Here is a 23252-nt window from a genome sequence, read left to right as displayed (position 1 = left end):
TTAACCGAAGAAGCTCTGGCCGTTCTTGGCCATTTCACGCAGCTTCGCGGTCGGGTGGTACAGCGGGCCCAAATCAGCGTATTTGTCAGCCAGGGCAACGAACTCGGCCACACCGATCGAATCGATGTAGCGCAGCGCACCACCACGGAATGGAGGGAAACCAATGCCGTACACCAGGCCCATATCGGCTTCGGCGGCGGTCTCGACGATGCCGTCTTCCAGGCAACGCACGGTTTCCAGGCACAGGGCGATCATCATCCAGTTGATGATGTCCTCGTCGGACACCTCACGCTGCTCGTAGATGACTGGCGCGAGTACTTCGTGAACCGACGGATCGGCCACTTTCTTCTGCTTGCCCTTCTTGTCGGCCTCGTAGGCGTAGAAGCCCTTGCCGTTCTTCTGGCCCAGGCGCTTGGCCTCGTAGAGCGCGTCGATCGCCGAGCGGCGGTCGTCTTTCATGCGGTCCGGGAAGCCTTCAGCCATGACGTCGCGACCGTGGTGGCCGGTGTCGATGCCGACCACGTCCATCAGGTACGCCGGGCCCATCGGCCAGCCGAATTTTTCCATGACTTTGTCGATGCGCACGAAGTCCACACCGGCGCTGACCAGCTTGGCGAAACCGCCGAAATACGGGAACAGTACGCGGTTGACCAGGAAGCCCGGGCAGTCGTTGACCACGATCGGGTTCTTGCCCATTTTCTTGGCGTAGGCAACGGTGGTGGCAACGGCCAGCTCACTGGACTTCTCGCCACGGATCACTTCCACCAGCGGCATCATGTGCACCGGGTTGAAGAAGTGCATGCCAACGAAGTTTTCCGGACGCTTGAGGGCCTTGGCCAGCAAGCTGATGGAAATGGTCGAGGTGTTGGAGGCCAGGATGGTGTCGTCTTTGACCTGGGCTTCGACTTCAGCCAGCACCGCCTGCTTGACCTTCGGATTCTCGACAACCGCTTCGACCACCAGGTCGACGTGGCCGAAATCGCCGTAGGACAGCGTAGGACGAATGCCGTTAAGCACTTCAGCCATTTTTGCAGCGGTCATGCGACCCTTATCAACGCGGCCCACCAGCAGCTTGGCGGCTTCCGCCAGGCCCTGCTCGATACCGTGCTCGTTGATGTCTTTCATCAGGATCGGCGTGCCTTTGGACGCCGACTGATAGGCGATACCGCCGCCCATGATACCGGCGCCCAGTACGGCGGCCTGCTTCACGTCCTTGGCGATCTCGTCATAGGCCTTGGCTTTTTTCTTCAGTTCCTGATCGTTCAGGAACAAGCCGATCAGGCTCTGGGCAGCCGAGGTTTTCGCCAGTTTGACGAAGCCTGCCGCTTCCACTTCCAGGGCTTTGTCGCGACCGAAGTTCGCCGCCTTCTGGATGGTCTTGATCGCTTCGACCGGCGCCGGGTAGTTAGGGCCGGCCTGGCCCGCAACAAAACCTTTGGCGGTTTCGAACGACATCATTTGTTCGATGGCGTTGAGCTTGAGCTTTTCCAGCTTCGGCTGACGCTTGGCCTTGTAGTCAAATTCGCCGCTGATGGCGCCCTTGATCAGGTTCAGCGCAGCTTGCGCCAGTTTATCCGGCGCAACCACCGCATCGACAGCACCGACTTTCAGTGCGTCTTCAGCTTTGTTTTCCTTGCCGGCGGCAATCCATTCGATGGCATTGTCGGCGCCGATCAGGCGCGGCAAACGCACAGTGCCGCCAAAGCCTGGGTAGATGCCCAGCTTGACTTCAGGCAAGCCGATCTTGGCGGTAGCGGACATCACACGGAAGTCGGCCGCCAGACACATTTCCAGGCCACCGCCCAGCGCGATGCCGTTGATCGCAGCAACGGTAGGTACGTTGAGGTCTTCGAAATCGCTGAAAATCTTGTTGGCTTCGAGGTTGCCAGCCACCAGCTCGGCATCGGGCAGCTTGAAGTTGTCGACGAATTCGGTGATGTCAGCGCCGACGATAAACACGTCCTTGCCGCTGGAAACGATCACGCCCTTGACCGAAGCATCTGCTTTGATGGTGTCTACGGCCTGACGCAGTTCGTTCAGGGTTAGACGGTTGAACTTGTTGACGGACTCACCCTTGAGGTCGAATTTCAATTCGACGATGCCACTTTCAAGAGCCTTAACCGTGATGGCTTTACCTTCGTAAATCATCAACTGATCTCCACGATATGGAAGCTGAACAGTACACACCGGACGCTGGCCTCTGGTTTGACATTGACAGTTGCATCAATGCTCACGCCAATCCGCCAGGCACACCCGCCAGTGCGATAGTCGGGGTTATGTCAGAGTCGCCTGTAGGACAAACGCTCAATTCATACGCCCGTTTGATTTGGGTACGCCACCTTCATCCAATTCCGGGCAATTGTCAATCGCTCCAAAGGCTAGGAAAAACGCGACTTTCCAGTCATTTCAGAACCCCGACCCACAGCTCGCCAGCCGTCAATATTCGAATATTCACAGGATCAATAATAGAAAAGTTGTCGGAAAAGGCTGTACGCAGTGGAATATGCGGCTAGGCTAGCTGCAACCAAATGCCTTCGAATGAATTTACCGGCCTGCCTGGCCAACTCCAGCCCGATGATATGTCGGGCTTTTTATTGCCTGGCTTTTTGTAGGAGCGAGCTTGCTCGCGAAAAACTTGAGGACGCCACGTATACCCTGAATGCGCGAGTCATCGTTGACGATCTTCGCGAGCAAGCTCGCTCCTACAGGGGGGCGGGGCGTCAGGCCAGTGCCTTGAGCAGCGCATCAATAGCCTTCAGCACACTCGCGTCGCCCTTCTCACCCCAATACAGGGCGATCATTTGCTTGTCGGCCTCGACCTTGTAGACGTTGGCCGGCAGCGTTGCAAAATACGGCAACAACTTTTCATCCACGCAAACCTCACGCCATTGGTTGACCCACACCCCCGCTTCCAACTGCCAGTAACTCCAGATGGCCGGCGTGCTGCCGCGTCGTGGCCGGCAATACTGCGCGCAGGGGCTCGGCGGTTCTTGCTTGAGCCAGTGCGGCCACTCCTGGGGCGCAAGCTGCATGGCCAGCCCGATGCGGCGCGCCTCCATGCGCAGGGCCATGCGCCCGCTCTGATGGCGCGACGGGCGCAACCATGCCAGAGGGCTCAGAACCACCACAAGGATTGACACCACTATCCAGACCGTCATATGTGTACTCCCGAATTTCCTGATGAGCGGATTTGATCTGACGCAAGCCGATCCGCTCGAAAGCAGCCATACTGAATTTATTGCAGTCCCCTGGAGGAACGCCCCATGCCCTACGAACATATTCTGGTCGCTGTCGACCTGACCGAAGAGTGCGATCCAGTGATCAAGCGTGCACGGGAGTCCGCCGTTGCCAATGGCGCCAAACTGTCCCTGGTGCATATCGTCGAACCCATGGCCATGGCCTTCGGTGGCGACGTGCCGATGGATCTTTCCCAGCTACAGCAACAACAGTTCGATCAGGCCAAGGAGCGCCTGGAGCGGTTGATCCTCAAGTATCCCGAGGTGACCAAGGAAAACTCCCACCTCACCTACGGCCAACCGCGCCAGGAAATCCACCACATCGCCAAAGAGCAAGGCTGCGACCTGATCGTGGTGGGTAGCCATGGCCGACACGGTTTGGCGCTGCTGCTGGGCTCTACCGCTAATGATGTACTGCACGGTGCGCCGTGCGATGTGCTGGCCGTCAGACTGGTAAAAAATACCTAAGTACGCTGTAGATCCAATGTGGGAGGGGGCTTGCCCCTCCCACATTTTGACCGCATTTCATATAAAAAAGCCCGGCGCTCATAAAAGAGCGCCGGGCTTTTCATTGCGCGAAGATCACTCAGGCATCCAGCTCGGCCCAACGCTCAACCAAGGCTTCCAGCTCCTGATTCAACGTCTCCAGGGAAGCGATGACCGCAGCGGTTTCCGCCGCAGGACGCTGGTAGAAACCGGCGTCAGCCATTTCTGCCTCTACTGCGGCGATCTGCTGCTCCTTGGCGTCGATATCACCCGGCAAGGCTTCCAGTTCACGCTGCAGCTTGTAGCTGAGTTTCTTCTTGCTAACCGCCGGCGCGGCTTCCGGCGCAGGGGCCGCAGCCGCCACAGGCGTCACCACTGCCGAGTTCAAGTCGGCCTTGCCGGACTTGCTCTCGGTCACGCCCAGCAGACGCGGCGAGCCGCCCTGGCGCAGCCAGTCCTGATAGCCACCGACGTACTCGCGCACCTTGCCTTCACCTTCGAAGACCAGGGTGCTGGTGACCACGTTGTCGAGGAATGCCCGGTCGTGGCTGACCATCAGCACGGTGCCATTGAAGGTCAGCAACACCTCTTCGAGCAGCTCGAGGGTTTCCACGTCGAGGTCGTTGGTCGGTTCGTCGAGCACCAGCAGGTTCGCCGGCTTGCTGAACAGCTTGGCCAGCAGCAGACGCGCACGCTCGCCACCGGACAAGGCCTTCACCGGCGTACGCGCACGTTGCGGGCTGAACAGGAAATCACCCAGGTAGCTGAGTACGTGGCGGCTCTGGCCGTCGATGTCGATGAAGTCGCGGCCTTCGGCGACGTTGTCGATCACGGTTTTTTCCAGGTCCAACTGGTGGCGCAGCTGATCGAAGTAGGCCACGTCGATGCGCGTACCCTCTTCCACCGTGCCGCTGGTCGGCTGCAGACCGCCGAGCATCAGTTTGAGCAAGGTGGTCTTGCCGGTACCGTTGGCGCCCAGCAGGCCGATACGGTCGCCGCGCGCCAGGACCATGGAAAAGTCCTTGATCAGGAACGGGCCGTCCGGGTGATGGAAGCTGACGTTCTCCAGCACCATCACCTGCTTGCCCGACTTGTCGGCGGTGTCGAGCTGGATATTGGCCTTGCCGGTGCGTTCACGACGTTCGCTGCGCTCAACCCGCAGCGCTTTCAGCGCACGCACGCGGCCTTCGTTACGGGTGCGGCGCGCCTTGATACCCTGGCGAATCCAGACTTCTTCCTGGGCCAGCTTCTTGTCGAACAGGGCGTTGGCGGTCTCTTCAGCCGACAGTGCAGCTTCCTTGTGCACCAGGAAGCTGGCGTAGTCGCCATTCCAGTCGATCAGGCCGCCGCGGTCCAGTTCCAGGATGCGTGTGGCCAGGTTTTGCAGGAAGGACCGGTCGTGCGTGATGAACAGCACCGCGCCCTGGAAATCCTTGAGGGCTTCTTCGAGCCAGGCGATAGCGCCGATGTCCAGGTGGTTGGTCGGTTCGTCGAGCAGCAGCAGGTCCGGCTCGGAGACCAACGCCTGGGCCAGCAGCACGCGACGACGCCAGCCGCCGGACAATTGGGCGAGGGTCTTGTCGGCCGGCAATTGCAGGCGGCTCAGGGTGCTGTCCACCAGCTGCTGCAGGCGCCAGCCATCACGGGCTTCGAGGTCTTGCTGGACGTGCATCAGCTTGTCCAGGTCCTCTTCGGTGACGCAGTTCTGCGCCAGGTGGTGGTATTGGGCGAGCAATTCACCAACGCCGTCCAGGCCTTCGGCAACCACGTCGAACACTGTCCGCTCGTCGGCTACCGGCAATTCTTGCGGCAATTCACCGATCTTGAGGCCTGGCGCACGCCAGACAGAGCCGTCATCGGGCTTCTGGTCGCCCTTGACCAGCTTCATCATGCTGGATTTACCGGTGCCGTTGCGGCCGATGATGCACACCCGCTCACCACGGGCGATCTGCCAGGACACCTTGTCCAACAACGGCATAGCGCCGAAAGCAAGGGACACATCGCTGAATTTGAGCAGGGTCATACACTTCTCCAAAAACTGGGCGCGCATTCTACCTGAGTTGAGGGTGGGATGCGGCCAGCATTTTCGCTGCCGACAGGTTCCGCAGGACATTTGCCGCGAACTTGAACCAACCGGCCGGCAAAGCTTTCGCCGGCCGCTGGCAAAAGGCTAAGCTAGGGGCAATCAGTGTCGGCGATGCCGGTGCTAGTCGTGATTTCTCTGCACGGACGTCTCATGCGCAGTCGCCTTTTCAACTTTTTATCCTGCCTGCTTCTTTCTGCCACCGCCGTTCAATCTGCCCAGGCCGTGGACCTCACCACTCAACGTCAATATTACGATGAAGCCAAGCGGGCCCTGGCCAAGGGTGACAGCGGCCCGTATATGCAATACAGCCAGGCCCTGGCCGATTACCCGCTGACGCCCTACCTGGCCTATGACGAACTGACCGCGCGCCTTAAAACCGCGAGCAACCAGGAAATCGAGCAGTTCCTCGCCAAAAACGGCGACCTGCCCCAGGCCAACTGGATGAAGCTGCGCTGGTTGCGCTGGCTGGCCGAGCGCGGTGACTGGCAGACCTTTGAAAAGTACTACGATGCCAAGCTCAATTTCGTTGAGCTGGACTGCCTGCACGGCCAATACCAACTGACCCACAACCTCAAGGCCGAAGGTTACAAGACCGCCGAAAAGCTATGGATGACCGGCAAATCCCAGCCCGCTGCCTGTGACGTGACCTTTGGCCAGTGGGCATCCGACGGGCAGCTGACCGAGCAGAAAATCTGGGACCGCACCAAGCTCGCCGCCGAAGCGCGCAACTACGCGTTGGCCAACAGCCTGGTGAAGACCCTGCCCACGCTTGGTGCCCAGGGCCGCCTGATGATCGACGTGGCGCAAAAGCCCGATATGCTCAGCGATCCGTCGCGCTTTCTGCCGGCCACCGAGGCCATGTCTGACGCCGTGGGCCTTGGCCTGCGTCGACTGGCACGTCAGGACCCGGATAAAGCCATGGCCCTGCTGGACGGCTACGCCAGCAGCATGCACTTCTCCCGTGACGAAAAAGTCTCGATTGCCCGTGAAATCGGCCTGACCCTGGCCCGTCGCTACGATCCGCGTGCCTTGGACGTGATGACTAAGTACGACCCGGAACTGCGCGACAACACCGTCTCCGAATGGCGCCTGCGCCTGCTGCTGCGCCTGGCGCGCTGGGAAGAGGCCTACCAGCTGACCCGCAAGCTGCCCCAGGACCTGGCCACCACCAACCGCTGGCGCTACTGGCAGGCGCGCAGCCTGGAGCTGGCCGAACCGAAAAACCCGCAGGCGCTGGCGCTGTATAAAAATGTGGCCAAGGAACGCGACTTCTACGGTTTCCTCGCCGCTGACCGCTCCAAGACACCTTACCAGTTGAACAACAAGCCGCTGGTGATGAGCCAGGCGCTGGTCAATAAAGTGCGCAATACCCCAGGCGTGCGCCGGGCCCTGGAATTCTATGCCCGTGGCCAGATCGTCGATGGTCGCCGCGAGTGGTACCACGTCAGCCGCCACTTCAACCGCGATGAAATGGTCGCCCAGGCCAAGCTGGCCTATGACATGAAGTGGTACTTCCCGGCCATCCGCACGATCAGCCAGGCGCAGTACTGGGACGACCTGGACATCCGCTTCCCGATGGCCCACCGCGACACCCTGGTGCGCGAAGCCAAGGTGCGCGGCCTGCATTCGAGCTGGGTGTTCGCCATTACCCGCCAGGAAAGCGCCTTCATGGACGATGCCCGCTCCGGCGTCGGCGCCAGTGGCCTGATGCAACTGATGCCCGGCACCGCCAAGGAAACCGCGCGCAAATTCAGCATTCCCCTGGCCTCCCCAGCCCAGGTGCTGGACCCGGACAAAAACATCCAGCTCGGCGCAGCCTACCTGAGCCAGGTGCACAGCCAGTTCAACGGCAACCGCGTGCTCGCCTCCGCCGCCTACAACGCCGGCCCCGGCCGCGTGCGCCAATGGCTGCGCGGTGCGGACCACCTGAGTTTCGACGTCTGGGTGGAAAGCATCCCGTTCGACGAAACCCGCCAGTATGTGCAGAACGTGCTGTCTTATTCGGTGATCTACGGGCAGAAGCTCAACTCACCGCAGCCGCTGGTGGATTGGCATGAACGGTATTTTGACGACCAATAAGGCACTGAATCTGCCGAATGCCCAATGTGGGAGGGGGCTTGCCCCCGATAGCAGAGTGTCAGTCAGCAGTCTTGTTGCTGATCTACCGCTATCGGGGGCAAGCCCCCTCCCACATTTGTATTTCCGTGAGGCTATTGGCGCGGGTGATCTGCACTGAACTGCAGCGCCGCCAACCGCGCATACAGCGGATTGCTCGCAATCAACTGCTGATGCGTGCCCACCGCCACCAGCTTGCCCTGGTCCATCACCGCGATCCGGTCAGCGTTCTTCACCGTGGCCAGGCGGTGCGCGATCACCAGGGTGGTGCGGCCCTGCATCAATTGCGGCAGGGCTTGCTGGATCAGGTGTTCGCTCTGCGCATCGAGGGCGCTGGTGGCTTCGTCCAGCAGCAGGATCGGGGCATCCACCAGCAACGCGCGGGCGATGGCCAGGCGCTGGCGCTGACCGCCGGAGAGGCCCAGGCCACCGTCACCCAGGTGGGTCTGGTAGCCGTCGGGCATCTGCAGGATGAAGTCGTGGGCATGGGCGATGCGTGCCGCGGCTTCGACCTGTTCGCGGGTGGCCGTGGGGTTACCGTAGCGGATGTTGTCTTCGACGCTGCCAAAAAACAGCGCCGGGCTTTGGGAGACCAGGGCAAAGTGGCGGCGCAGGTCCAGCGGGTCGAGCTCAGGCAGCGGATGGCCTTCGAGCAGGATGCGGCCGCACTGGGGGTCGTAGAAGCGCAGCAGCAAGTCGAATAGGGTCGATTTACCGGCGCCGGAAGGGCCCACCAAGGCGAGGGTTTCGCCAGGGTTGACGGTCAGGTTGAGGCCGTCGATGGCGTAGCTGTCTGGCCGTGACGGGTAGGAAAAGCGCACGTCCTGCAGTTCCATGCGCCCGCTGACACGCTCCGGCAAGCGTACACTGCCGCTGGCCGGCGCCTGGATGTCGTTGCTCGACTGCAACAGTTCGCCAATCCGCTCCGCCGCACCGGCGGCCCGTTGCAACTCGCCAAGCACTTCACTCAAGGTGCCGACAGCGCTGCCGACGATCAGGCTATAGAACACGAACGCCGCCAGCTCACCACCGGAAATGCGCCCACCGATCACGTCCATCCCGCCGACCCACAGCATCACGCCTACCGCGCCGAGCACCAGCATGATCACCAGGGTGATCAGCCAGGAACGTTGCAAAATGCGTTTGCGAGCCGTCGTGAATGCTTCTTCCACGGTCAGGGCGAAACGCTGTTCGTCCTGTACCTGATGGTTATAAGCCTGCACCGTTTTGATCTGGCCCAGGGTCTCGGACACATAGCTGCCGACATCGGCGATACGGTCCTGGCTCTGCCGCGACAGGCTGCGCACGCGCCGGCCAAAGATCAGGATCGGCGCCAGCACCAGTGGCAGCGCTACCACGACAATACTGGTGAGCTTGGGATTGGTGATGAACAGCAGCACAATGCCGCCGATCACCATCAAGGCATTGCGTAGAAACAGCGACAGCGATGAGCCGATCACCGATTGCAGCAGGGTGGTGTCGGTGGTCAGGCGTGACTGGATTTCCGAGCTGCGGTTGTTCTCGTAGAAGCCTGGGTGCAGGTAGATCAGGTGGTTGAACACCTGCCGACGAATGTCCGCCACCACCCGCTCGCCGATCCACGACACCAGGTAGAAACGCATGAACGTGCCCACCGCCAGGCCCAGCACCAGCAGCATGAACAGCGCGATGGACTGGTTGAGCAAGTGCGGAGACTGGGTCATGAAACCCTGGTCGACCAGCAGGCGGATACCCTGCCCCATGGACAAGGTGATGCCGGCGGTGACGATCAGCGCCAACAGGGCACCCAGCGCCTGCCAGCGGTAGGGCGCAATGAAGCGGCTGGCCAGGCGAATCGCGCGGCGTTGACGGACTGAGAACATGGAGGCTTCACCGATGAGGAGTCTATTCATCAACATTGGGGGAACTTGGGCAAATAGCAATGAGTCAGGTTAATTATGCCCGCCGATGGAAGCCGCTAGAGGCTATCGGTCTAAAACTGATCTGGAAATATGTGCCGGTTTCTGGTGGACTGGGCGTTCGAACCGATGATCGTGTAAGGAGTTGTAATAGCTCGGTCACGCGGGGGAATTAAAGTAGGTACACAACCTGATGAGGAGACAGGCCATGACCTTGCAAAACAGCAGCGATGCCAAAATTGAAGTGATCCGCCAGCCGCAGCTATTGCCGTGCTCGTACATCGACGCCAAGGGCCGCGAGGTGCAGATCACCGAAGAAATGATCCAGCAAGCGTGCAGCGAACTGGAAGAGAAACTGGTCAAGCCTGCCCAGCAAGGCTGAAGCGCCCACGCTCTTTCGAACCCGGCCCCGATGGCCGGGTTTTTTATGCGCGTTAAACCGCTTCGGCGCCTAGCGCCGCGACGATGCCGGACAGGGCGGCGGACTCTCCGTTGATGCGCACCTTCAAGCCATCGATTTCACGACGCTCGGGGTAATGCTTGCGCAGCAGATCGAAAGCCTTGCGCTGCTCTTCTACGGTTCCCACGAGACTGCGACGAAAATCCGCATCATCCCGACGTGGGTCGTACACACTGCGGCACAAAGTCGCCAGCGCCCAGGCCGGATCGGTTGAGGCGTTCAAGTGCACCTCGGCCAGCCATGGCGCCGGCAACAGATCGCTCAGTTGAATGCTCGGTTCCTGGCCCAGGTGCGTACAGAACGCCTGGTAGATCTGCGCCGTGCCGCGCTGCTTGCCGTCCAGGCTGTAACCGGCGATATGCGGCGTGGCCAGCACACACAGGTCGGCCAGGTCGGCATCCACCTGCGGCTCGCCTTCCCATACGTCCAGCACGGCCTGCAGGTCTTCGCGTTCCAGCAACACCTCGCGCAGCGCCGCGTTGTCGACGACCGCGCCTCGGCTGGCGTTGATCAGCCAGGTGCCAGGCTTGAGCTGGGCCAGGCGCTCACGATCGAACAGATGCCAGGTGGAGCCATTGCCGGACTTGGTCAGCGGCGTGTGCAGGCTGATGACATCGCATTGCTCGATGATCTGCTCCAGGCTCTCGTAGTCGCCGTCTTCAGCGATCTGCCGGGGCGGGTCGCATACCCGTACGTCCCAACCCAGGCCCTTGAGCACCTTGACCAGCCGCCCGCCGACTTCACCGGCGCCAACGATGCCATAGGTGCGCCGGGAGAGGTCGGCGCCTTCGATTTCGGCCAGCGTCTGCAAGCTGCCGATTACGTAATCCACCACGCCTCGGGCGTTACAGCCGGGCGCGCTGGACCACTGGATGCCGGCCTGCCTGAAATAATCGAGGTCCAGATGATCGGTGCCGATGGTGCAGGTGCCGACAAAACCCACCTGGGTGCCCTCGAGCAAGGCCCGGTTGACGTTGGTTACCGAACGTACCAGCAGCACATCGGCCTGTTCGACCGTGGCGCGGTCAATGGAACGGCCGGGCACACGGCGAATCTCGCCAAAACCCTGGAAGAATGCATCGAGCAGCGGAATATTTTCGTCGGCAACAATCAGCATGGCAGGCTCCTTTTGGCGGATCAGCAGTGTACAGGCTTGCGAGGATCCAATGTGGGAGGGGGCTTGCTCCCGATGGCGGAGGGTCAGTTGATGCATTTGTGACTGAGCCATTGCTATCGGGGGCAAGCCCCCTCCCACAGGGGTTATAAGGTGCCTGCGATACCGCATTACAAATCAGCAACACAGGTTTTTTCCTGACCGTTGCGTCAAAGCGTAGAATCCGCCGTCCTTGCGACTGCCTTTCTATTGGACACCTGTACGTGAACACTGCCACCGCTACCCTCACCCGCCCCGCCCGCATCAGCCGGGAAGTGCGCGGCCTGCTGACGCTGGCCCTGCCGATCATCATTGGCCAACTGGCGACCACCGCGATGAGCTTTGTCGATGCGGTGATGGCCGGGCGTGTCAGCCCCAAGGACCTGGCGGCGGTGGGCCTGGGTAACTCGATCTGGATTCCGGTCTACCTGTTGATGACCGGCACGCTACTGGCCACCACGCCGAAGGTCGCGCAGCGCTACGGCGCCGGCCAGTACAACGAAATCGGCCCATTGGTGCGCCAGTCATTGTGGCTGGCCGTGGTGGTGGGCCTCTGCGGCGCACTGTTGCTGCTGTGCGCCGAGCCGGTGCTGCACGCGATGAAGGTCGAGCCCGACCTGATCGAACCGTCCATGGGCTATCTGCATGGCATCGCCGCCGGCATGCCGGCCATTGCGCTGTACTACGTGTTCCGCTGCTTCAGTGACGGCCTGGGCCGTACGCGGCCGAGCATGGTCATGGGCTTGTGCGGGCTGGCGCTGAATATTCCGCTGAACTACATCTTCATCTACGGTCACTTCGGCCTGCCGGCCATGGGCGGCGTGGGCTGCGGCTGGGCCACGGCGATTGCGATGTGGGTGATGATGCTCGGCCTGGCCGGCTGGACGCGTTGGGGGCCGGCCTACCAGAGCAGCGAGCTGTTCAAGCGTTTCGACTGGCCACAATGGGCGGTGATCAAGCGTGTACTGGGGATTGGCCTGCCGATTGGCGTGGCGATCTTTGCCGAGTCGAGCATCTTCGCGGTGATCGCGCTGCTGCTGGGCAGCCTGGGAGCTACCGTGGTGTCCGGCCATCAGATCGCGCTGAATGTCAGCTCACTGGTGTTCATGATCCCCTACTCCCTGAGCATGGCCGTTACCGTGCGTGTCGGGCAGGCGCTGGGCCGTGGCGAACCACGAGAAGCGCGCTTCGCCGCCGGGGTCGGCATGGGCACCGCGCTGGCCTATGCCTGCCTGTCCTGCAGCCTGATGCTGGTGTTTCGTGAGCAGATCGCGGCGATCTACACCGCCGACCCGGTGGTCATCCACCTGGCATCGACGCTGATTGTGTTCTCGGCGCTGTTCCAGTTCTCCGACTCGATCCAGGTGACCGCCGCCGGCGCGCTGCGTGGCTACCAGGACACCCGGGTGACCATGCTGCTGACCCTGCTCGCCTACTGGGGCGTGGGTTTGCCGGTGGGTTATGCCCTGGGGCTGACCGACTGGCTGGGCCAACCCAGCGGCCCAAGCGGCTTGTGGCAGGGCCTGATCGTCGGCCTGAGTTGCGCGGCAGGCATGCTGCTGGTGCGCCTGGCGCGCAGTGCACGCCGCCGCATTCGGGCAGGCAATGCGCTCACCCGCGCACTGTAGGAGCGAGGCGGGCGGCTAGCCCTTGCTCGCGAAAAACGCTAACGATAACGCAGCGCTTCTGGTTTAACGCGGCGCTCTCAGGTTTTTCGCGAGCAAGCTCGCTCCTACAAGGGTTCAGCGGTCAGTCGGCTTTCTTGCGGATCCAGTAAAGGTATGTGCCGGCGTCTTCCTGTTGACCGACCAGTTCATGGTCGAGGAACACGCAGAACTTGGGAATATCGCGGCGGGTCGACGGGTCGGTCGCGATTACCTTGAGCAGGCCGCCCGCCGGCAGGTCACGGATGTGCTGGTGCAGCATCATCACCGGCTCCGGGCAATTGAGGCCGGTGGCGTCGAGGGTGCCATCGACGGGCAATTCAAGACTCATACTTCACTCCTAAACGAACCCGACTCCGTGTGGGAGGGGCTTGCCCCCGATGACGGGGGCACATTCAACATACATTTCGACAGTTATACCGTTATCGCAGGCAAGCCAGCTCCCACATTGGATATCAGTGTCTCCTGGGTTTCTTTACGTCCACAAGTCGACGCAAGTGGCACGTCACTTCTTCGCGGTCGTGGTACAGCTGCTTGCAGCCGATCTCCACGCGTATACCGCGCGCCTTGAAGCCGTCTTCGATACGCTCGAGCAAACGCTTCACTTCGGCATAACGCTGCTTCATCGGCAGCTTGAGGTTGACCACCGCTTCGCGGCAATGGCCCTCGCCGATCCAGGTTTCCAGCAACGCCGCATTGCGCGCGGGCTTCTCGACGATGTCGCAGACCATCCAGTCCACCGGCTGCTTGGGCACGAAGGTGAAGCCATCGGCCATCAGGTGCTGCACCAGGCCAGTGTCCATCAGGCTTTCGGCCATGGGACCGTTATCAATGGCGGTCACCAGCATGCCACGGTTGACCAACTGCCACGTCCAGCCACCGGGCGCCGCACCCAGGTCGACGCCGGTCATGTCGCCGTGCAGGCGCTGGTCCCATTGCTCGCGGGGAATGAAGTGGTGCCAGGCCTCTTCCAGCTTCAGGGTCGAGCGGCTGGGTGCTTCACGCGGGAACTTCAATCGCGGAATCCCCATCGGCCACATCGCCGAGTTGTTCGATTCAGCCAGGCCCATGAACACTTCGCGGCCGCTCTTGAACGTCAGCAGCAGGCGCGGCTTGCTCGGGTCGTCCACCAGTTTGCCGGCGCCCAGCAAGGCTTTGCGCAGGTGCACTTCGAATTTCTTGCAGAAGTTCGACAGTTCCTTGCCGTCGTTGGTGTCAACCATCTCCAGCCACAGGCTGCCGCACACCGGAAATTCGCGCAGGTGGGCGAGGATCACGCTGATGCGGTCGGTTTCCGGCAGGTCGATGAACACCCCGCGCGCCCACTGCCGTGGAAAAATCAGCTCGGCGAAGCGCTGGCCGTGCATCAGGCGTTGCGCGCCGTCTTCTTCAGTGCAGACGAATTCGGCGCAAGCGCTGCCGGTCTTGGCCTTGGCGTAGCCGGAAACGTTCAGGCGCGCGGCGTGTTCCGCGATCTCGGAACAGACTTCGCCTTCAAAACCCGGGCGGCAGTGCATAAAAAGGGTGTTCAATTGAATCTCCTGGCAACTGGACTGCTCTATCGCAATACCTGTCATGAAAACGCGCGCATGATAGCCGAGTTCGGAACCTTGGACTTAAGCATAGAGTCCAGTTATTAGCCTGCTAATCAAAACCGCGCTAAGTTGAACGCTCTGTTCGTCCCGTCAGGTCCGTGGCCGTGCGGATCAAAAGGAGTCATGTAATGTCATCCCTTGATAGCCTGAGAACCCTTAAAACCCTGCAGATAGACAGCAAGACCTACCACTATTTCAGCCTACCCGAAGCCGCCAAGAGCCTGGGTGACCTGGACAAGCTGCCGATGTCGCTCAAAGTGCTGCTGGAAAACCTGCTGCGCTGGGAAGACGCCAAGACCGTCACCGGCACTGACCTGAAGGCCATCGCCGCCTGGCTCAAGCAACGCCAGTCCGACCGCGAGATCCAGTACCGCCCCGCCCGCGTGCTGATGCAGGACTTCACTGGCGTGCCCGCCGTGGTCGACCTGGCCGCCATGCGCGCCGCCGTGGCCAAGGCCGGCGGCGACCCGCAGCGCATCAACCCGCTGTCGCCGGTCGACCTGGTGATCGACCACTCGGTGATGGTCGACAAGTTCGGCAACGCCGATGCCTTTGAACAGAACGTCGACATCGAAATGCAGCGCAACGGCGAACGCTACGCCTTCCTGCGCTGGGGCCAGAGCGCCTTTGACAACTTCAGTGTAGTGCCGCCGGGCACTGGCATCTGCCACCAGGTCAACCTGGAATACCTCGGCCGCACCGTGTGGACCAAGGATGAAGACGGCCGCACCTACGCCTTCCCCGATACCCTGGTGGGCACCGACTCCCACACCACCATGATCAACGGCCTCGGCGTACTGGGCTGGGGCGTGGGCGGGATCGAAGCGGAAGCGGCGATGCTCGGCCAGCCGGTGTCGATGCTGATCCCGGAAGTGATCGGCTTCAAGCTCACCGGCAAATTGAAAGAGGGCATCACCGCCACCGACCTGGTACTGACGGTGACCCAGATGCTGCGCAAAAAAGGCGTGGTGGGTAAATTCGTCGAATTCTATGGCGACGGCCTGGCCGACCTGCCCCTGGCCGATCGCGCCACCATCGCCAACATGGCGCCTGAATACGGCGCGACCTGCGGCTTTTTCCCGGTAGACGAGGTGACGCTGGACTACCTGCGCCTGTCCGGTCGCCCGGCTGAGACCGTCAAGCTGGTCGAGGCCTACACCAAGGCCCAGGGCCTGTGGCGCAACGCCGGCCAGGAGCCGATTTTCACCGACACTCTGGCGCTGGACATGGGCAGCGTCGAAGCCAGCCTCGCCGGGCCCAAACGCCCGCAGGACCGTGTCGCCCTGCCCAACGTGGGCCAGGCGTTCAGTGACTTCCTCGACCTGCAGTTCAAACCCACCAGCAAGGAAGAAGGCCGCCTGGAAAGCGAAGGCGGTGGCGGCGTCGCCGTGGGCAATGCCGACCTGGTGGGGGAAGCCGATTACGAATACGAAGGCACCACCTATCGCCTGAAAAACGGTGCAGTGGTGATCGCGGCCATCACCTCCTGCACCAACACCTCCAACCCCAGCGTGATGATGGCCGCCGGGCTGCTGGCCAAGAAGGCGGTGGAAAAAGGCCTGACGCGCAAGCCGTGGGTCAAGAGCTCCCTGGCGCCGGGCTCGAAAGTGGTCACCGACTATTACAAGGCTGCCGGCCTCACCCAATACCTGGACCAGCTCGGCTTCGACCTGGTGGGCTACGGCTGCACCACCTGTATCGGCAACTCCGGGCCGCTGCCCGAGCCGATTGAAAAAGCCATCCAGCAAGCCGACCTCACCGTCGCCTCGGTGCTGTCCGGCAACCGCAACTTCGAAGGCCGCGTGCACCCGCTGGTGAAAACCAACTGGCTGGCCTCGCCGCCCCTCGTGGTGGCCTACGCGCTGGCCGGCACGGTGCGGATCGATATCAGCAGCGAGCCACTGGGTAACGACCCGCACGGCAACCCGGTGTACCTCAAGGACATCTGGCCCAGCAGCCAGGAGATCGCCGACGCGGTGGCCCAGGTCAGCACGGGCATGTTCCACAAGGAGTACGCCGAGGTGTTTGCCGGCGACGAACAGTGGCAAGCGATTGAAGTGCCGCAGGCGGCAACCTATGTGTGGCAGAAGGACTCCACCTATATCCAGCACCCACCGTTCTTCGACGATATCGGCGGCCCGCTGCCGGTAATCGCAGACATCAAGGGCGCCAACGTGCTGGCCCTGCTCGGCGACTCGGTGACCACCGACCATATCTCCCCTGCCGGCAACATCAAGACCGACAGCCCCGCCGGCCGCTACCTGCGCGAGCAGGGCGTGGACCCACGGGACTTCAACTCCTACGGCTCGCGCCGGGGCAACCATGAAGTGATGATGCGCGGCACCTTTGCCAATATCCGTATCCGCAATGAAATGCTCGGCGGCGAAGAAGGCGGTAATACGCTGTATATCCCGACCGGCGAGAAGATGGCGATCTACGATGCCGCCATGAAGTATCAGGCGTCGGGCACACCGCTGGTGGTGATCGCAGGCCAGGAATACGGCACCGGTTCAAGCCGCGACTGGGCGGCCAAGGGCACCAACCTGCTGGGGGTCAAGGCGGTAATCGCGGAAAGCTTCGAGCGCATCCACCGTTCCAACCTGGTGGGCATGGGCGTGCTGCCGTTGCAGTTCAAGCTGGACCAGAACCGCAAATCCCTCAAGCTCACCGGCAAGGAAAAGGTCGATATCCTCGGGCTGACGGACGTCGAGATCGAACCACGGATGAACCTGACACTGGTGATTACCCGGGAAGATGGCAGCAGCGAGAAAGTCGAGGTGCTGTGCCGGATCGATACCCTCAATGAAGTGGAGTACTTCAAATCAGGCGGCATCCTGCACTACGTGCTGCGCCAGTTGATTGCCTCTTAAGTCACACTGGAGATCAAATGTGGGAGGGGGCTTGCCCCCGACGGCAGTGGGTCAGCTGAAGATAAGCTGACTGATACACCGCTATCGGGGGCAAGCCCCCTCCCACATTGACTGTATTTCAAGGCAAGAACAGGCTCAGCCGAACAGCCACTTCCACAGCAATACCAGCACAACCACCGCCAGCACCGGGCGCGCGATGCGGTAGGCCTTGGGATGCTTGCGCTTCCACTGTTTGACCTGGCCGCTGAACTTGTCGCTGAAGGTCTTGCTCCAGGCATACGCCTGGTTGATCCCACCCACGCGCTCGTCGTCAAGGTTCTGCGGCGCGGTTGCACGCCCCAGCTGCTTGCTGACCCAACGGTTGACGCGAGTCATCACGCGGTTGCTCAGCGGGCGCTCAATGTCGCAGAACAGGATCACGCGGGTCTTTTCGGTCTCGTTCTTCACCCAGTGCACGTAGGTCTCGTCGAACATCACGTCTTCACCGTCGCGCCAGGCGTAGACCTGGCCGTCGACGAAGATGCGGCAGTCGTCGGAATTGGGCGTGGACAGGCCCAGGTGATAGCGCAGGGAGCCGGCGAACGGGTCGCGGTGCGGGTTCAGGTGGCTGCCGCCCGGCAACAGCGCGAACATCGCGCCCTTCACATTGGGAATACTGCTGACCAGCGCCACGGTTTTCGGGCACAGGGCCTCGGCCGATGGCAGGGGTTTGTCGTACCACTTGAGGTAGAAGCGCTTCCAGCCCTTCTTGAAAAACGAACCGAAACCGGCGTCGTTGTTCTTTTCGGCGGCGCGGATGTAGCCCTCGTCGAACAGGTGCATGGCCTCTTCGCGGATCACTTCCCAATTGTCCTTGAGCACGTCCAGTTCCGGGAACTTGCTGCGGTCCAGGTAGGGCTTGGACGGCACCGCGGAAAACAGGTACATCAAGGCGTTATACGGGGCGAACAGCGCCGAATGGTTGACGAACTGGCGCAACATCGGCAAACGGGCCTTGCCGCGCAGGTGCACATACAGCGTGCTGCCGATAAACAGCAGCAACACCGACAGTTTGGCGGTCAAAGAAAAGGTCATGCAGCAACTCCTGGAAATAAGCGCCTGGCCAACAGCTTCCCGTCGCGGGGAAACCAGACGTAGCAGCCAGCCATGATAAACACTTGGAGCATTATGCAGAAGGGCCGGAAAAACAGAGTGACCTGTATCAAGCCTGGTTTTCCTGCTCGGTAAACAAATCGCTGAACAGCATGCTCGACAGGTAGCGCTCCCCCGAGTCCGGCAGGATCACCACGATGGTCTTGCCCTGCATCTCCGGTTTCTCGGCCAGGCGCACCGCCACGGCCATCGCGGCGCCGCAGGAGATGCCGCACAGGATGCCTTCTTCCTGCATCAAGCGCCGGGCCATGGCCTTGGATTCTTCATCGGTAACCAGCTCTACGCGGTCGACCATCGACAGGTCGAGGTTTTTCGGCACGAAACCTGCGCCAATGCCCTGGATCTTGTGCGGGCTGGGCTTGATCTCGTCACCGGCCAGCGCCTGGGTGATCACCGGCGACACGAGCGGTTCCACCGCCACCGACAGGATCGGCTTGCCCGCCGTCTGCTTGATATAACGCGACACGCCGGTGATGGTGCCTCCGGTGCCCACACCCGCCACCAGCACATCGACGGCGCCATCGGTGTCATCCCAGATTTCCGGGCCGGTGGTTTTCTCGTGGATGGCCGGGTTTGCCGGGTTTTCGAACTGGCCCGGCATGAAATAGGTGCCCGGGTCGCCGGCAACAATGTCAGCGGCCTTTTCAATCGCACCTTTCATGCCCTTGGCCGGTTCGGTCAGCACCAGCTCGGCACCCAGGGCCTTGAGCACTTTACGGCGCTCGATGCTCATGGACGCCGGCATGGTCAGCAGCAGTTTGTAACCGCGCGCCGCCGCCACGAACGCCAGGCCAATCCCGGTATTGCCGGAGGTGGGTTCGACAATGGTCATGCCCGGCTTGAGTTTGCCGCTGCTTTCCGCATCCCAGATCATGTTCGCGCCAATGCGGCACTTCACCGAGTAGCCTGGGTTGCGCCCCTCGATCTTGGCCAGGATGGTGACCCCGCGCGGTGCGATGCGGTTGATCTGCACCAGGGGCGTATTACCGATGGAGTGCGCGTTGTCTGCAAAGATGCGGCTCATGACGGGTCCTATTGGGCAATGTCCGGAAAGGTCCCAAGGGTATGCCTCGTGCCCCTGGGCGTCCAGTCAGAGGAACGTTGCGCCTCTCACAGCAGTCCATCTCCTACGAGCAAGGAGAACTGCCCCATGAAACGTCGCTACAGTTGGCCGCTCTGGACCGTCGCCGGGCTGGTGCTGGTCCTGGTTGCCGTGAACATCGCGCTGCCTTACCTGGTGCGCAACTACCTGAATGAAAAACTCGCCGACATGGGCGATTACCGTGGCGAAATTGCTGATGTGGACCTGGCGTTATGGCGCGGCGCCTACCGGATCAACGGCCTGCAGATCGTCAAGGTGGACGGCAAGGTGCCGGTGCCGTTCGTCAAGGCGCCGCTGATCGAATTTGCGGTGAGCTGGCATTCCCTGTGGTACGACCATGCAGTGGTGGCCGAGGGGCATTTTGTGCGGCCAGAAATCAATTTTGTCGACGGTGGCGCCAACAAGCAGGCGTCCCAGACCGGTAAAGGCACCGACTGGCAGGAACAACTGAGCAAGCTGCTGCCGATCACCCTCAACGAGGTGCGCATCGAAGACGGCAAGATCGCCTTTCATAATTTCAACTCCAAGCCCAAGGTCAACATCAACGCCACCGGGGTCAACGCCAGCTTCTACAACCTGACCAACGTGGTGGACGTGGAAGGCAAGCGTGACGCGCGCTTTGAAGGCAAGGCATTGTTGCAAGGCCAGGCGCCGCTGGAAGCCAACGCCACCTTTGACCCGCTGAGCGATTTCGAAGAGTTTGAACTGCGCTTTCGCGCCCGTGACCTGCAACTCAAGCGCATGAATGACTTTGCTTCGGCCTATGGCAAATTCGACTTCAAGGCCGGAACCGGCGACGTGGTGGTCGAAGCCCAGGCGGAAAAAGGCCAACTGACCGGCTATATCAAGCCGCTGCTGCGCGATGTCGAGGTGTTCGACTGGCAGCAGGACGTTGAAAACAAAGACAAGAACATCTTCCGCTCGATCTGGGAGGCCGTGGTGGGCGCCAGCGAGACGGTGTTGAAGAACCAGCGCAAAAACCAGTTCGCCACCCGCGTGGAGCTGAGCGGCAGCGTGCATCAGCAAAATGTCAGTGCGTTTTCCGCGGTGATCGCGATTTTGCGCAATGGCTTCATCCAGGCGTTCAATGCCCGTTATGAACAACCCAAGCCCAGCGCCGATTAAAACTGTGGGAGGGGGCTTGTTCCCGATGGCGGTGTGTCAGTCTATACATCTGTGACTGAACCACTGCTATCGGGGGCAAGCCCCCTCCCACATTGACTGCGTTGACCGGGCTGACGTGACCGGCCATTCAGAGACTGAATAGCCCGTCTGCGTTCACAGTCGCCGGGGCTGCGCGGTATAGTCGGGCATTGATGAATTCGAGGAATGACCGATGAAGTTCGAAGGCACCCAGGCCTATGTGGCTACCGATGACCTGAAACTGGCCGTCAACGCCGCCATCACCCTGGAGCGGCCGCTGCTGGTCAAGGGCGAACCGGGTACCGGCAAGACCATGCTCGCCGAGCAACTGGCCGAGTCCTTCGGCGCCAAATTGATCACCTGGCACATCAAGTCCACCACCAAGGCCCACCAGGGTCTCTACGAGTATGACGCGGTCAGCCGCCTGCGTGACTCGCAGCTGGGGGTGGACAAGGTGCACGACGTGCGCAATTACCTGAAGAAGGGCAAGCTCTGGGAAGCGTTCGAGTCCGAGGAGCGGGTGATCCTGCTGATCGACGAGATCGACAAGGCCGACATCGAATTCCCCAACGACCTGTTGCAAGAACTCGACAAGATGGAGTTCTACGTCTACGAAATCGACGAGACCATCAAGGCCAAGAAACGCCCGATCATCATCATTACTTCCAACAACGAGAAAGAGCTGCCGGACGCGTTCCTGCGTCGCTGCTTCTTCCACTACATCGCCTTCCCCGACCGCACGACCCTGCAGAAGATCGTCGATGTGCACTACCCGGACATCAAGAAAGACCTGGTCAGCGAAGCGCTGGATGTGTTCTTCGACGTGCGCAAGGTCCCGGGCCTGAAGAAGAAGCCCTCCACCTCCGAACTGGTGGACTGGCTCAAGCTGCTGATGGCCGACAATATCGGCGAAGCCGTGCTGCGCGAGCGCGACCCGACCAAGGCCATCCCGCCGCTGGCAGGCGCCTTGGTGAAGAACGAGCAGGACGTACAATTGCTGGAGCGTCTGGCGTTCATGAGCCGTCGCGGTAATCGCTGATGCTGCTCAACCTGTTCAATGAGATGCGGGCCGCCAAGGTGCCGGTGTCGGTGCGTGAGCTGCTCGACCTGATCAACGCGCTGAAACAGCGCGTGACCTTCGCCGACATGGACGAGTTCTACTACTTGGCGCGGGCGATCCTGGTCAAGGATGAACGGCATTTCGACAAGTTCGACCGGGCTTTCGGCGCCTACTTCAATGGCCTGGAAAAGCTCGACGATCACCTGCAGGCGCTGATCCCCGAAGAGTGGCTGCGCAAGGAATTCGAACGCTCGCTGAGCGATGAAGAACGCGCGCAGATCCAGTCCCTTGGCGGCCTCGACAAGCTTATCGAGGAATTCAAGAAACGCCTGGAAGAACAGAAGGAACGCCACGCCGGCGGCAACAAGTGGATCGGCACCGGTGGCACCAGCCCCTTCGGCTCCGGCGGCTACAACCCGGAAGGCATTCGCGTCGGCGATGCCGGCAAGCGTCAGGGCAAGGCGGTGAAGGTATGGGACCAGCGCGAGTACAAGAACCTCGACGATCAGGTGGAACTCGGCACGCGCAACATCAAGATCGCCCTGCGCCGCCTGCGCAAGTTTGCCCGCCAGGGCGCGGCCGAAGAGCTGGACATCGATGGCACCATCGACCACACCGCGCGCGACGCCGGGCTGCTGAATATCCAGATGCGCCCGGAGCGGCGCAACACCATCAAGCTGTTGCTGCTGTTCGATATCGGCGGCTCGATGGACGCCCACGTGAAGATCTGCGAAGAGCTGTTCTCCGCGTGCAAGACCGAGTTCAAGCACCTGGAGTACTTCTACTTCCATAACTTCGTGTACGAGTCGGTCTGGAAGAACAACCAGCGCCGCACCTCGGAGCGCACCTCTACCCAGGACCTGCTGCACAAGTACGGCGCTGACTACAAGGTGATCTTCATTGGCGACGCGTCCATGGCGCCCTATGAGATCACCCAGGCCGGCGGCAGCGTGGAGCACTGGAACGAGGAGCCTGGGTACGTGTGGATGCAGCGCTTCATGGCCAAGTACAAGAAGCTGATCTGGATAAACCCTTATCCCAAGGACACCTGGGGATATACGGCCTCGACGGGAATCGTGCGGGAGTTGGTGGAAGACCAGATGTATCCGCTGACGTTGCGCGGTTTGGAAGAAGGCATGCGCTTTTTGTCCAAATAACCCACATTCAATACACATCCAATGTGGGAGGGGGCTTGCCCCCGATAGCAGTGTGCCAGTCAACACATCAGTGAT

Annotated in this window: 17 protein-coding genes; 8 read left to right on the top strand and 9 right to left on the bottom strand. The window is 61.2% G+C overall.

Going from position 1 to position 23252, the window contains the following annotated elements; genetic code table 11:
* Window positions 1–2148 (bottom strand): fatty acid oxidation complex subunit alpha FadB, encoded by a 2148-nt coding sequence (gene fadB, locus C4J94_RS07870; RefSeq protein ID WP_124385648.1) that lies wholly within the window; start codon window positions 2146–2148, stop codon window positions 1–3.
* A 572-nt stretch (window positions 2149–2720) separates the two neighbouring features.
* Window positions 2721–3158 (bottom strand): hypothetical protein, encoded by a 438-nt coding sequence (locus tag C4J94_RS07865; protein ID WP_124385647.1) that lies wholly within the window; start codon window positions 3156–3158, stop codon window positions 2721–2723.
* A 105-nt stretch (window positions 3159–3263) separates the two neighbouring features.
* Here C4J94_RS07865 and C4J94_RS07860 point away from each other — a divergent pair, with 105 nt between their 5' ends.
* Window positions 3264–3704 (top strand): universal stress protein, encoded by a 441-nt coding sequence (locus C4J94_RS07860; protein WP_124385646.1) that lies wholly within the window; start codon window positions 3264–3266, stop codon window positions 3702–3704.
* Between the two features lie 118 nt (window positions 3705–3822).
* Here C4J94_RS07860 and C4J94_RS07855 read toward each other — a convergent pair whose 3' ends face one another.
* Entirely contained in the window at window positions 3823–5745 is a 1923-nt protein-coding gene (locus tag C4J94_RS07855) for an ATP-binding cassette domain-containing protein (protein ID WP_124385645.1), read from the bottom strand.
* 213 nt (window positions 5746–5958) lie between these two features.
* Here C4J94_RS07855 and C4J94_RS07850 point away from each other — a divergent pair, with 213 nt between their 5' ends.
* Complete coding sequence (locus C4J94_RS07850) at window positions 5959–7887, top strand: transglycosylase SLT domain-containing protein (protein ID WP_124385644.1); 1929 nt, start codon at window positions 5959–5961, stop codon at window positions 7885–7887.
* A 131-nt stretch (window positions 7888–8018) separates the two neighbouring features.
* Here C4J94_RS07850 and C4J94_RS07845 read toward each other — a convergent pair whose 3' ends face one another.
* A complete protein-coding gene (locus C4J94_RS07845) occupies window positions 8019–9815 on the bottom strand; it encodes an ABC transporter transmembrane domain-containing protein (protein ID WP_164485564.1) in 1797 nt (598 codons plus the stop codon).
* Between the two features lie 214 nt (window positions 9816–10029).
* On the opposite strand from C4J94_RS07845, the gene C4J94_RS27585 reads away from it, so the two are divergent.
* The gene (locus C4J94_RS27585; protein ID WP_164485563.1) at window positions 10030–10203 is read left to right on the top strand and encodes a PA1571 family protein; all 174 of its coding nucleotides are present in this window, start codon (window positions 10030–10032) and stop codon (window positions 10201–10203) included.
* 52 nt (window positions 10204–10255) lie between these two features.
* Here C4J94_RS27585 and pdxB read toward each other — a convergent pair whose 3' ends face one another.
* A complete protein-coding gene (gene pdxB, locus C4J94_RS07840) occupies window positions 10256–11398 on the bottom strand; it encodes a 4-phosphoerythronate dehydrogenase PdxB (RefSeq protein WP_124385642.1) in 1143 nt (380 codons plus the stop codon).
* A gap of 260 nt (window positions 11399–11658) precedes the next feature.
* Here pdxB and C4J94_RS07835 point away from each other — a divergent pair, with 260 nt between their 5' ends.
* Window positions 11659–13062 (top strand): MATE family efflux transporter, encoded by a 1404-nt coding sequence (locus tag C4J94_RS07835; protein ID WP_124385641.1) that lies wholly within the window; start codon window positions 11659–11661, stop codon window positions 13060–13062.
* Window positions 13063–13183: 121 nt separating this feature from the next.
* On the opposite strand, the gene tusA is transcribed toward C4J94_RS07835, so the two are convergent.
* Window positions 13184–13429, bottom strand: coding sequence for a sulfurtransferase TusA (tusA, locus tag C4J94_RS07830; RefSeq protein ID WP_044272896.1), 246 nt, complete (start codon window positions 13427–13429; stop codon window positions 13184–13186).
* Window positions 13430–13553: 124 nt separating this feature from the next.
* Window positions 13554–14630, bottom strand: a complete 1077-nt coding sequence (gene rlmM / locus C4J94_RS07825) for a 23S rRNA (cytidine(2498)-2'-O)-methyltransferase RlmM (protein ID WP_124385640.1) — start codon at window positions 14628–14630, stop codon at window positions 13554–13556.
* Window positions 14631–14821: 191 nt separating this feature from the next.
* On the opposite strand from rlmM, the gene acnA reads away from it, so the two are divergent.
* On the top strand, window positions 14822–17563 hold the full coding sequence (acnA, locus tag C4J94_RS07820) for an aconitate hydratase AcnA (RefSeq protein WP_124385639.1): 2742 nt from the start codon (window positions 14822–14824) through the stop codon (window positions 17561–17563).
* Window positions 17564–17698: 135 nt separating this feature from the next.
* On the opposite strand, the gene C4J94_RS07815 is transcribed toward acnA, so the two are convergent.
* Together C4J94_RS07815 and cysK are read right to left on the bottom strand one after the other, a co-directional pair.
* Window positions 17699–18637: an aspartyl/asparaginyl beta-hydroxylase domain-containing protein gene (locus C4J94_RS07815; protein ID WP_124385638.1), complete on the bottom strand. Its 939-nt coding sequence runs from the start codon at window positions 18635–18637 to the stop codon at window positions 17699–17701.
* Between the two features lie 127 nt (window positions 18638–18764).
* Complete coding sequence (gene cysK, locus C4J94_RS07810) at window positions 18765–19739, bottom strand: cysteine synthase A (protein WP_124385637.1); 975 nt, start codon at window positions 19737–19739, stop codon at window positions 18765–18767.
* 126 nt (window positions 19740–19865) lie between these two features.
* Here cysK and C4J94_RS07805 point away from each other — a divergent pair, with 126 nt between their 5' ends.
* The 3 genes from C4J94_RS07805 to C4J94_RS07795 all read left to right on the top strand — a co-directional run bounded on the left by C4J94_RS07805 (window position 19866) and on the right by C4J94_RS07795 (window position 23177).
* The gene (locus C4J94_RS07805; RefSeq protein WP_124385636.1) at window positions 19866–20942 is read left to right on the top strand and encodes a DUF748 domain-containing protein; all 1077 of its coding nucleotides are present in this window, start codon (window positions 19866–19868) and stop codon (window positions 20940–20942) included.
* Window positions 20943–21153: 211 nt separating this feature from the next.
* Complete coding sequence (locus C4J94_RS07800) at window positions 21154–21999, top strand: MoxR family ATPase (RefSeq protein WP_003210690.1); 846 nt, start codon at window positions 21154–21156, stop codon at window positions 21997–21999.
* Window positions 21999–23177 (top strand): VWA domain-containing protein, encoded by a 1179-nt coding sequence (locus C4J94_RS07795; protein WP_032892863.1) that lies wholly within the window; start codon window positions 21999–22001, stop codon window positions 23175–23177. The genes C4J94_RS07800 and C4J94_RS07795 overlap by 1 nt, the downstream gene beginning before the upstream one ends.
* Window positions 23178–23252: the final 75 nt, after the last annotated feature.

The organism is Pseudomonas sp. R5-89-07, from assembly GCF_003851685.1.
In the GTDB taxonomy this organism is placed as follows: domain Bacteria; phylum Pseudomonadota; class Gammaproteobacteria; order Pseudomonadales; family Pseudomonadaceae; genus Aquipseudomonas.
The sequence above is the reverse complement of the archived record's forward strand: the minus strand, read 5'-3'. Positions and strand labels throughout refer to the sequence as shown.

What these genes read in the sequence shown, in the direction of transcription:
- C4J94_RS07805 (WP_124385636.1), top strand. Translation starts at nt 19,866, where the DNA reads ATGAAACGTCGCTACAGTTGGCCGCTCTGGACCGTCGCCGGGCTGGTG.
- C4J94_RS07845 (WP_164485564.1), bottom strand. Translation starts at nt 9,815, where the DNA reads ATGAATAGACTCCTCATCGGTGAAGCCTCCATGTTCTCAGTCCGTCAA.
- C4J94_RS07860 (WP_124385646.1), top strand. Translation starts at nt 3,264, where the DNA reads ATGCCCTACGAACATATTCTGGTCGCTGTCGACCTGACCGAAGAGTGC.
- pdxB (WP_124385642.1), bottom strand. Translation starts at nt 11,398, where the DNA reads ATGCTGATTGTTGCCGACGAAAATATTCCGCTGCTCGATGCATTCTTC.
- C4J94_RS07795 (WP_032892863.1), top strand. Translation starts at nt 21,999, where the DNA reads ATGCTGCTCAACCTGTTCAATGAGATGCGGGCCGCCAAGGTGCCGGTG.
- cysK (WP_124385637.1), bottom strand. Translation starts at nt 19,739, where the DNA reads ATGAGCCGCATCTTTGCAGACAACGCGCACTCCATCGGTAATACGCCC.
- acnA (WP_124385639.1), top strand. Translation starts at nt 14,822, where the DNA reads ATGTCATCCCTTGATAGCCTGAGAACCCTTAAAACCCTGCAGATAGAC.
- C4J94_RS07865 (WP_124385647.1), bottom strand. Translation starts at nt 3,158, where the DNA reads ATGACGGTCTGGATAGTGGTGTCAATCCTTGTGGTGGTTCTGAGCCCT.
- C4J94_RS27585 (WP_164485563.1), top strand. Translation starts at nt 10,030, where the DNA reads ATGACCTTGCAAAACAGCAGCGATGCCAAAATTGAAGTGATCCGCCAG.
- C4J94_RS07855 (WP_124385645.1), bottom strand. Translation starts at nt 5,745, where the DNA reads ATGACCCTGCTCAAATTCAGCGATGTGTCCCTTGCTTTCGGCGCTATG.
- C4J94_RS07850 (WP_124385644.1), top strand. Translation starts at nt 5,959, where the DNA reads ATGCGCAGTCGCCTTTTCAACTTTTTATCCTGCCTGCTTCTTTCTGCC.
- C4J94_RS07815 (WP_124385638.1), bottom strand. Translation starts at nt 18,637, where the DNA reads ATGACCTTTTCTTTGACCGCCAAACTGTCGGTGTTGCTGCTGTTTATC.
- tusA (WP_044272896.1), bottom strand. Translation starts at nt 13,429, where the DNA reads ATGAGTCTTGAATTGCCCGTCGATGGCACCCTCGACGCCACCGGCCTC.
- fadB (WP_124385648.1), bottom strand. Translation starts at nt 2,148, where the DNA reads ATGATTTACGAAGGTAAAGCCATCACGGTTAAGGCTCTTGAAAGTGGC.
- C4J94_RS07800 (WP_003210690.1), top strand. Translation starts at nt 21,154, where the DNA reads ATGAAGTTCGAAGGCACCCAGGCCTATGTGGCTACCGATGACCTGAAA.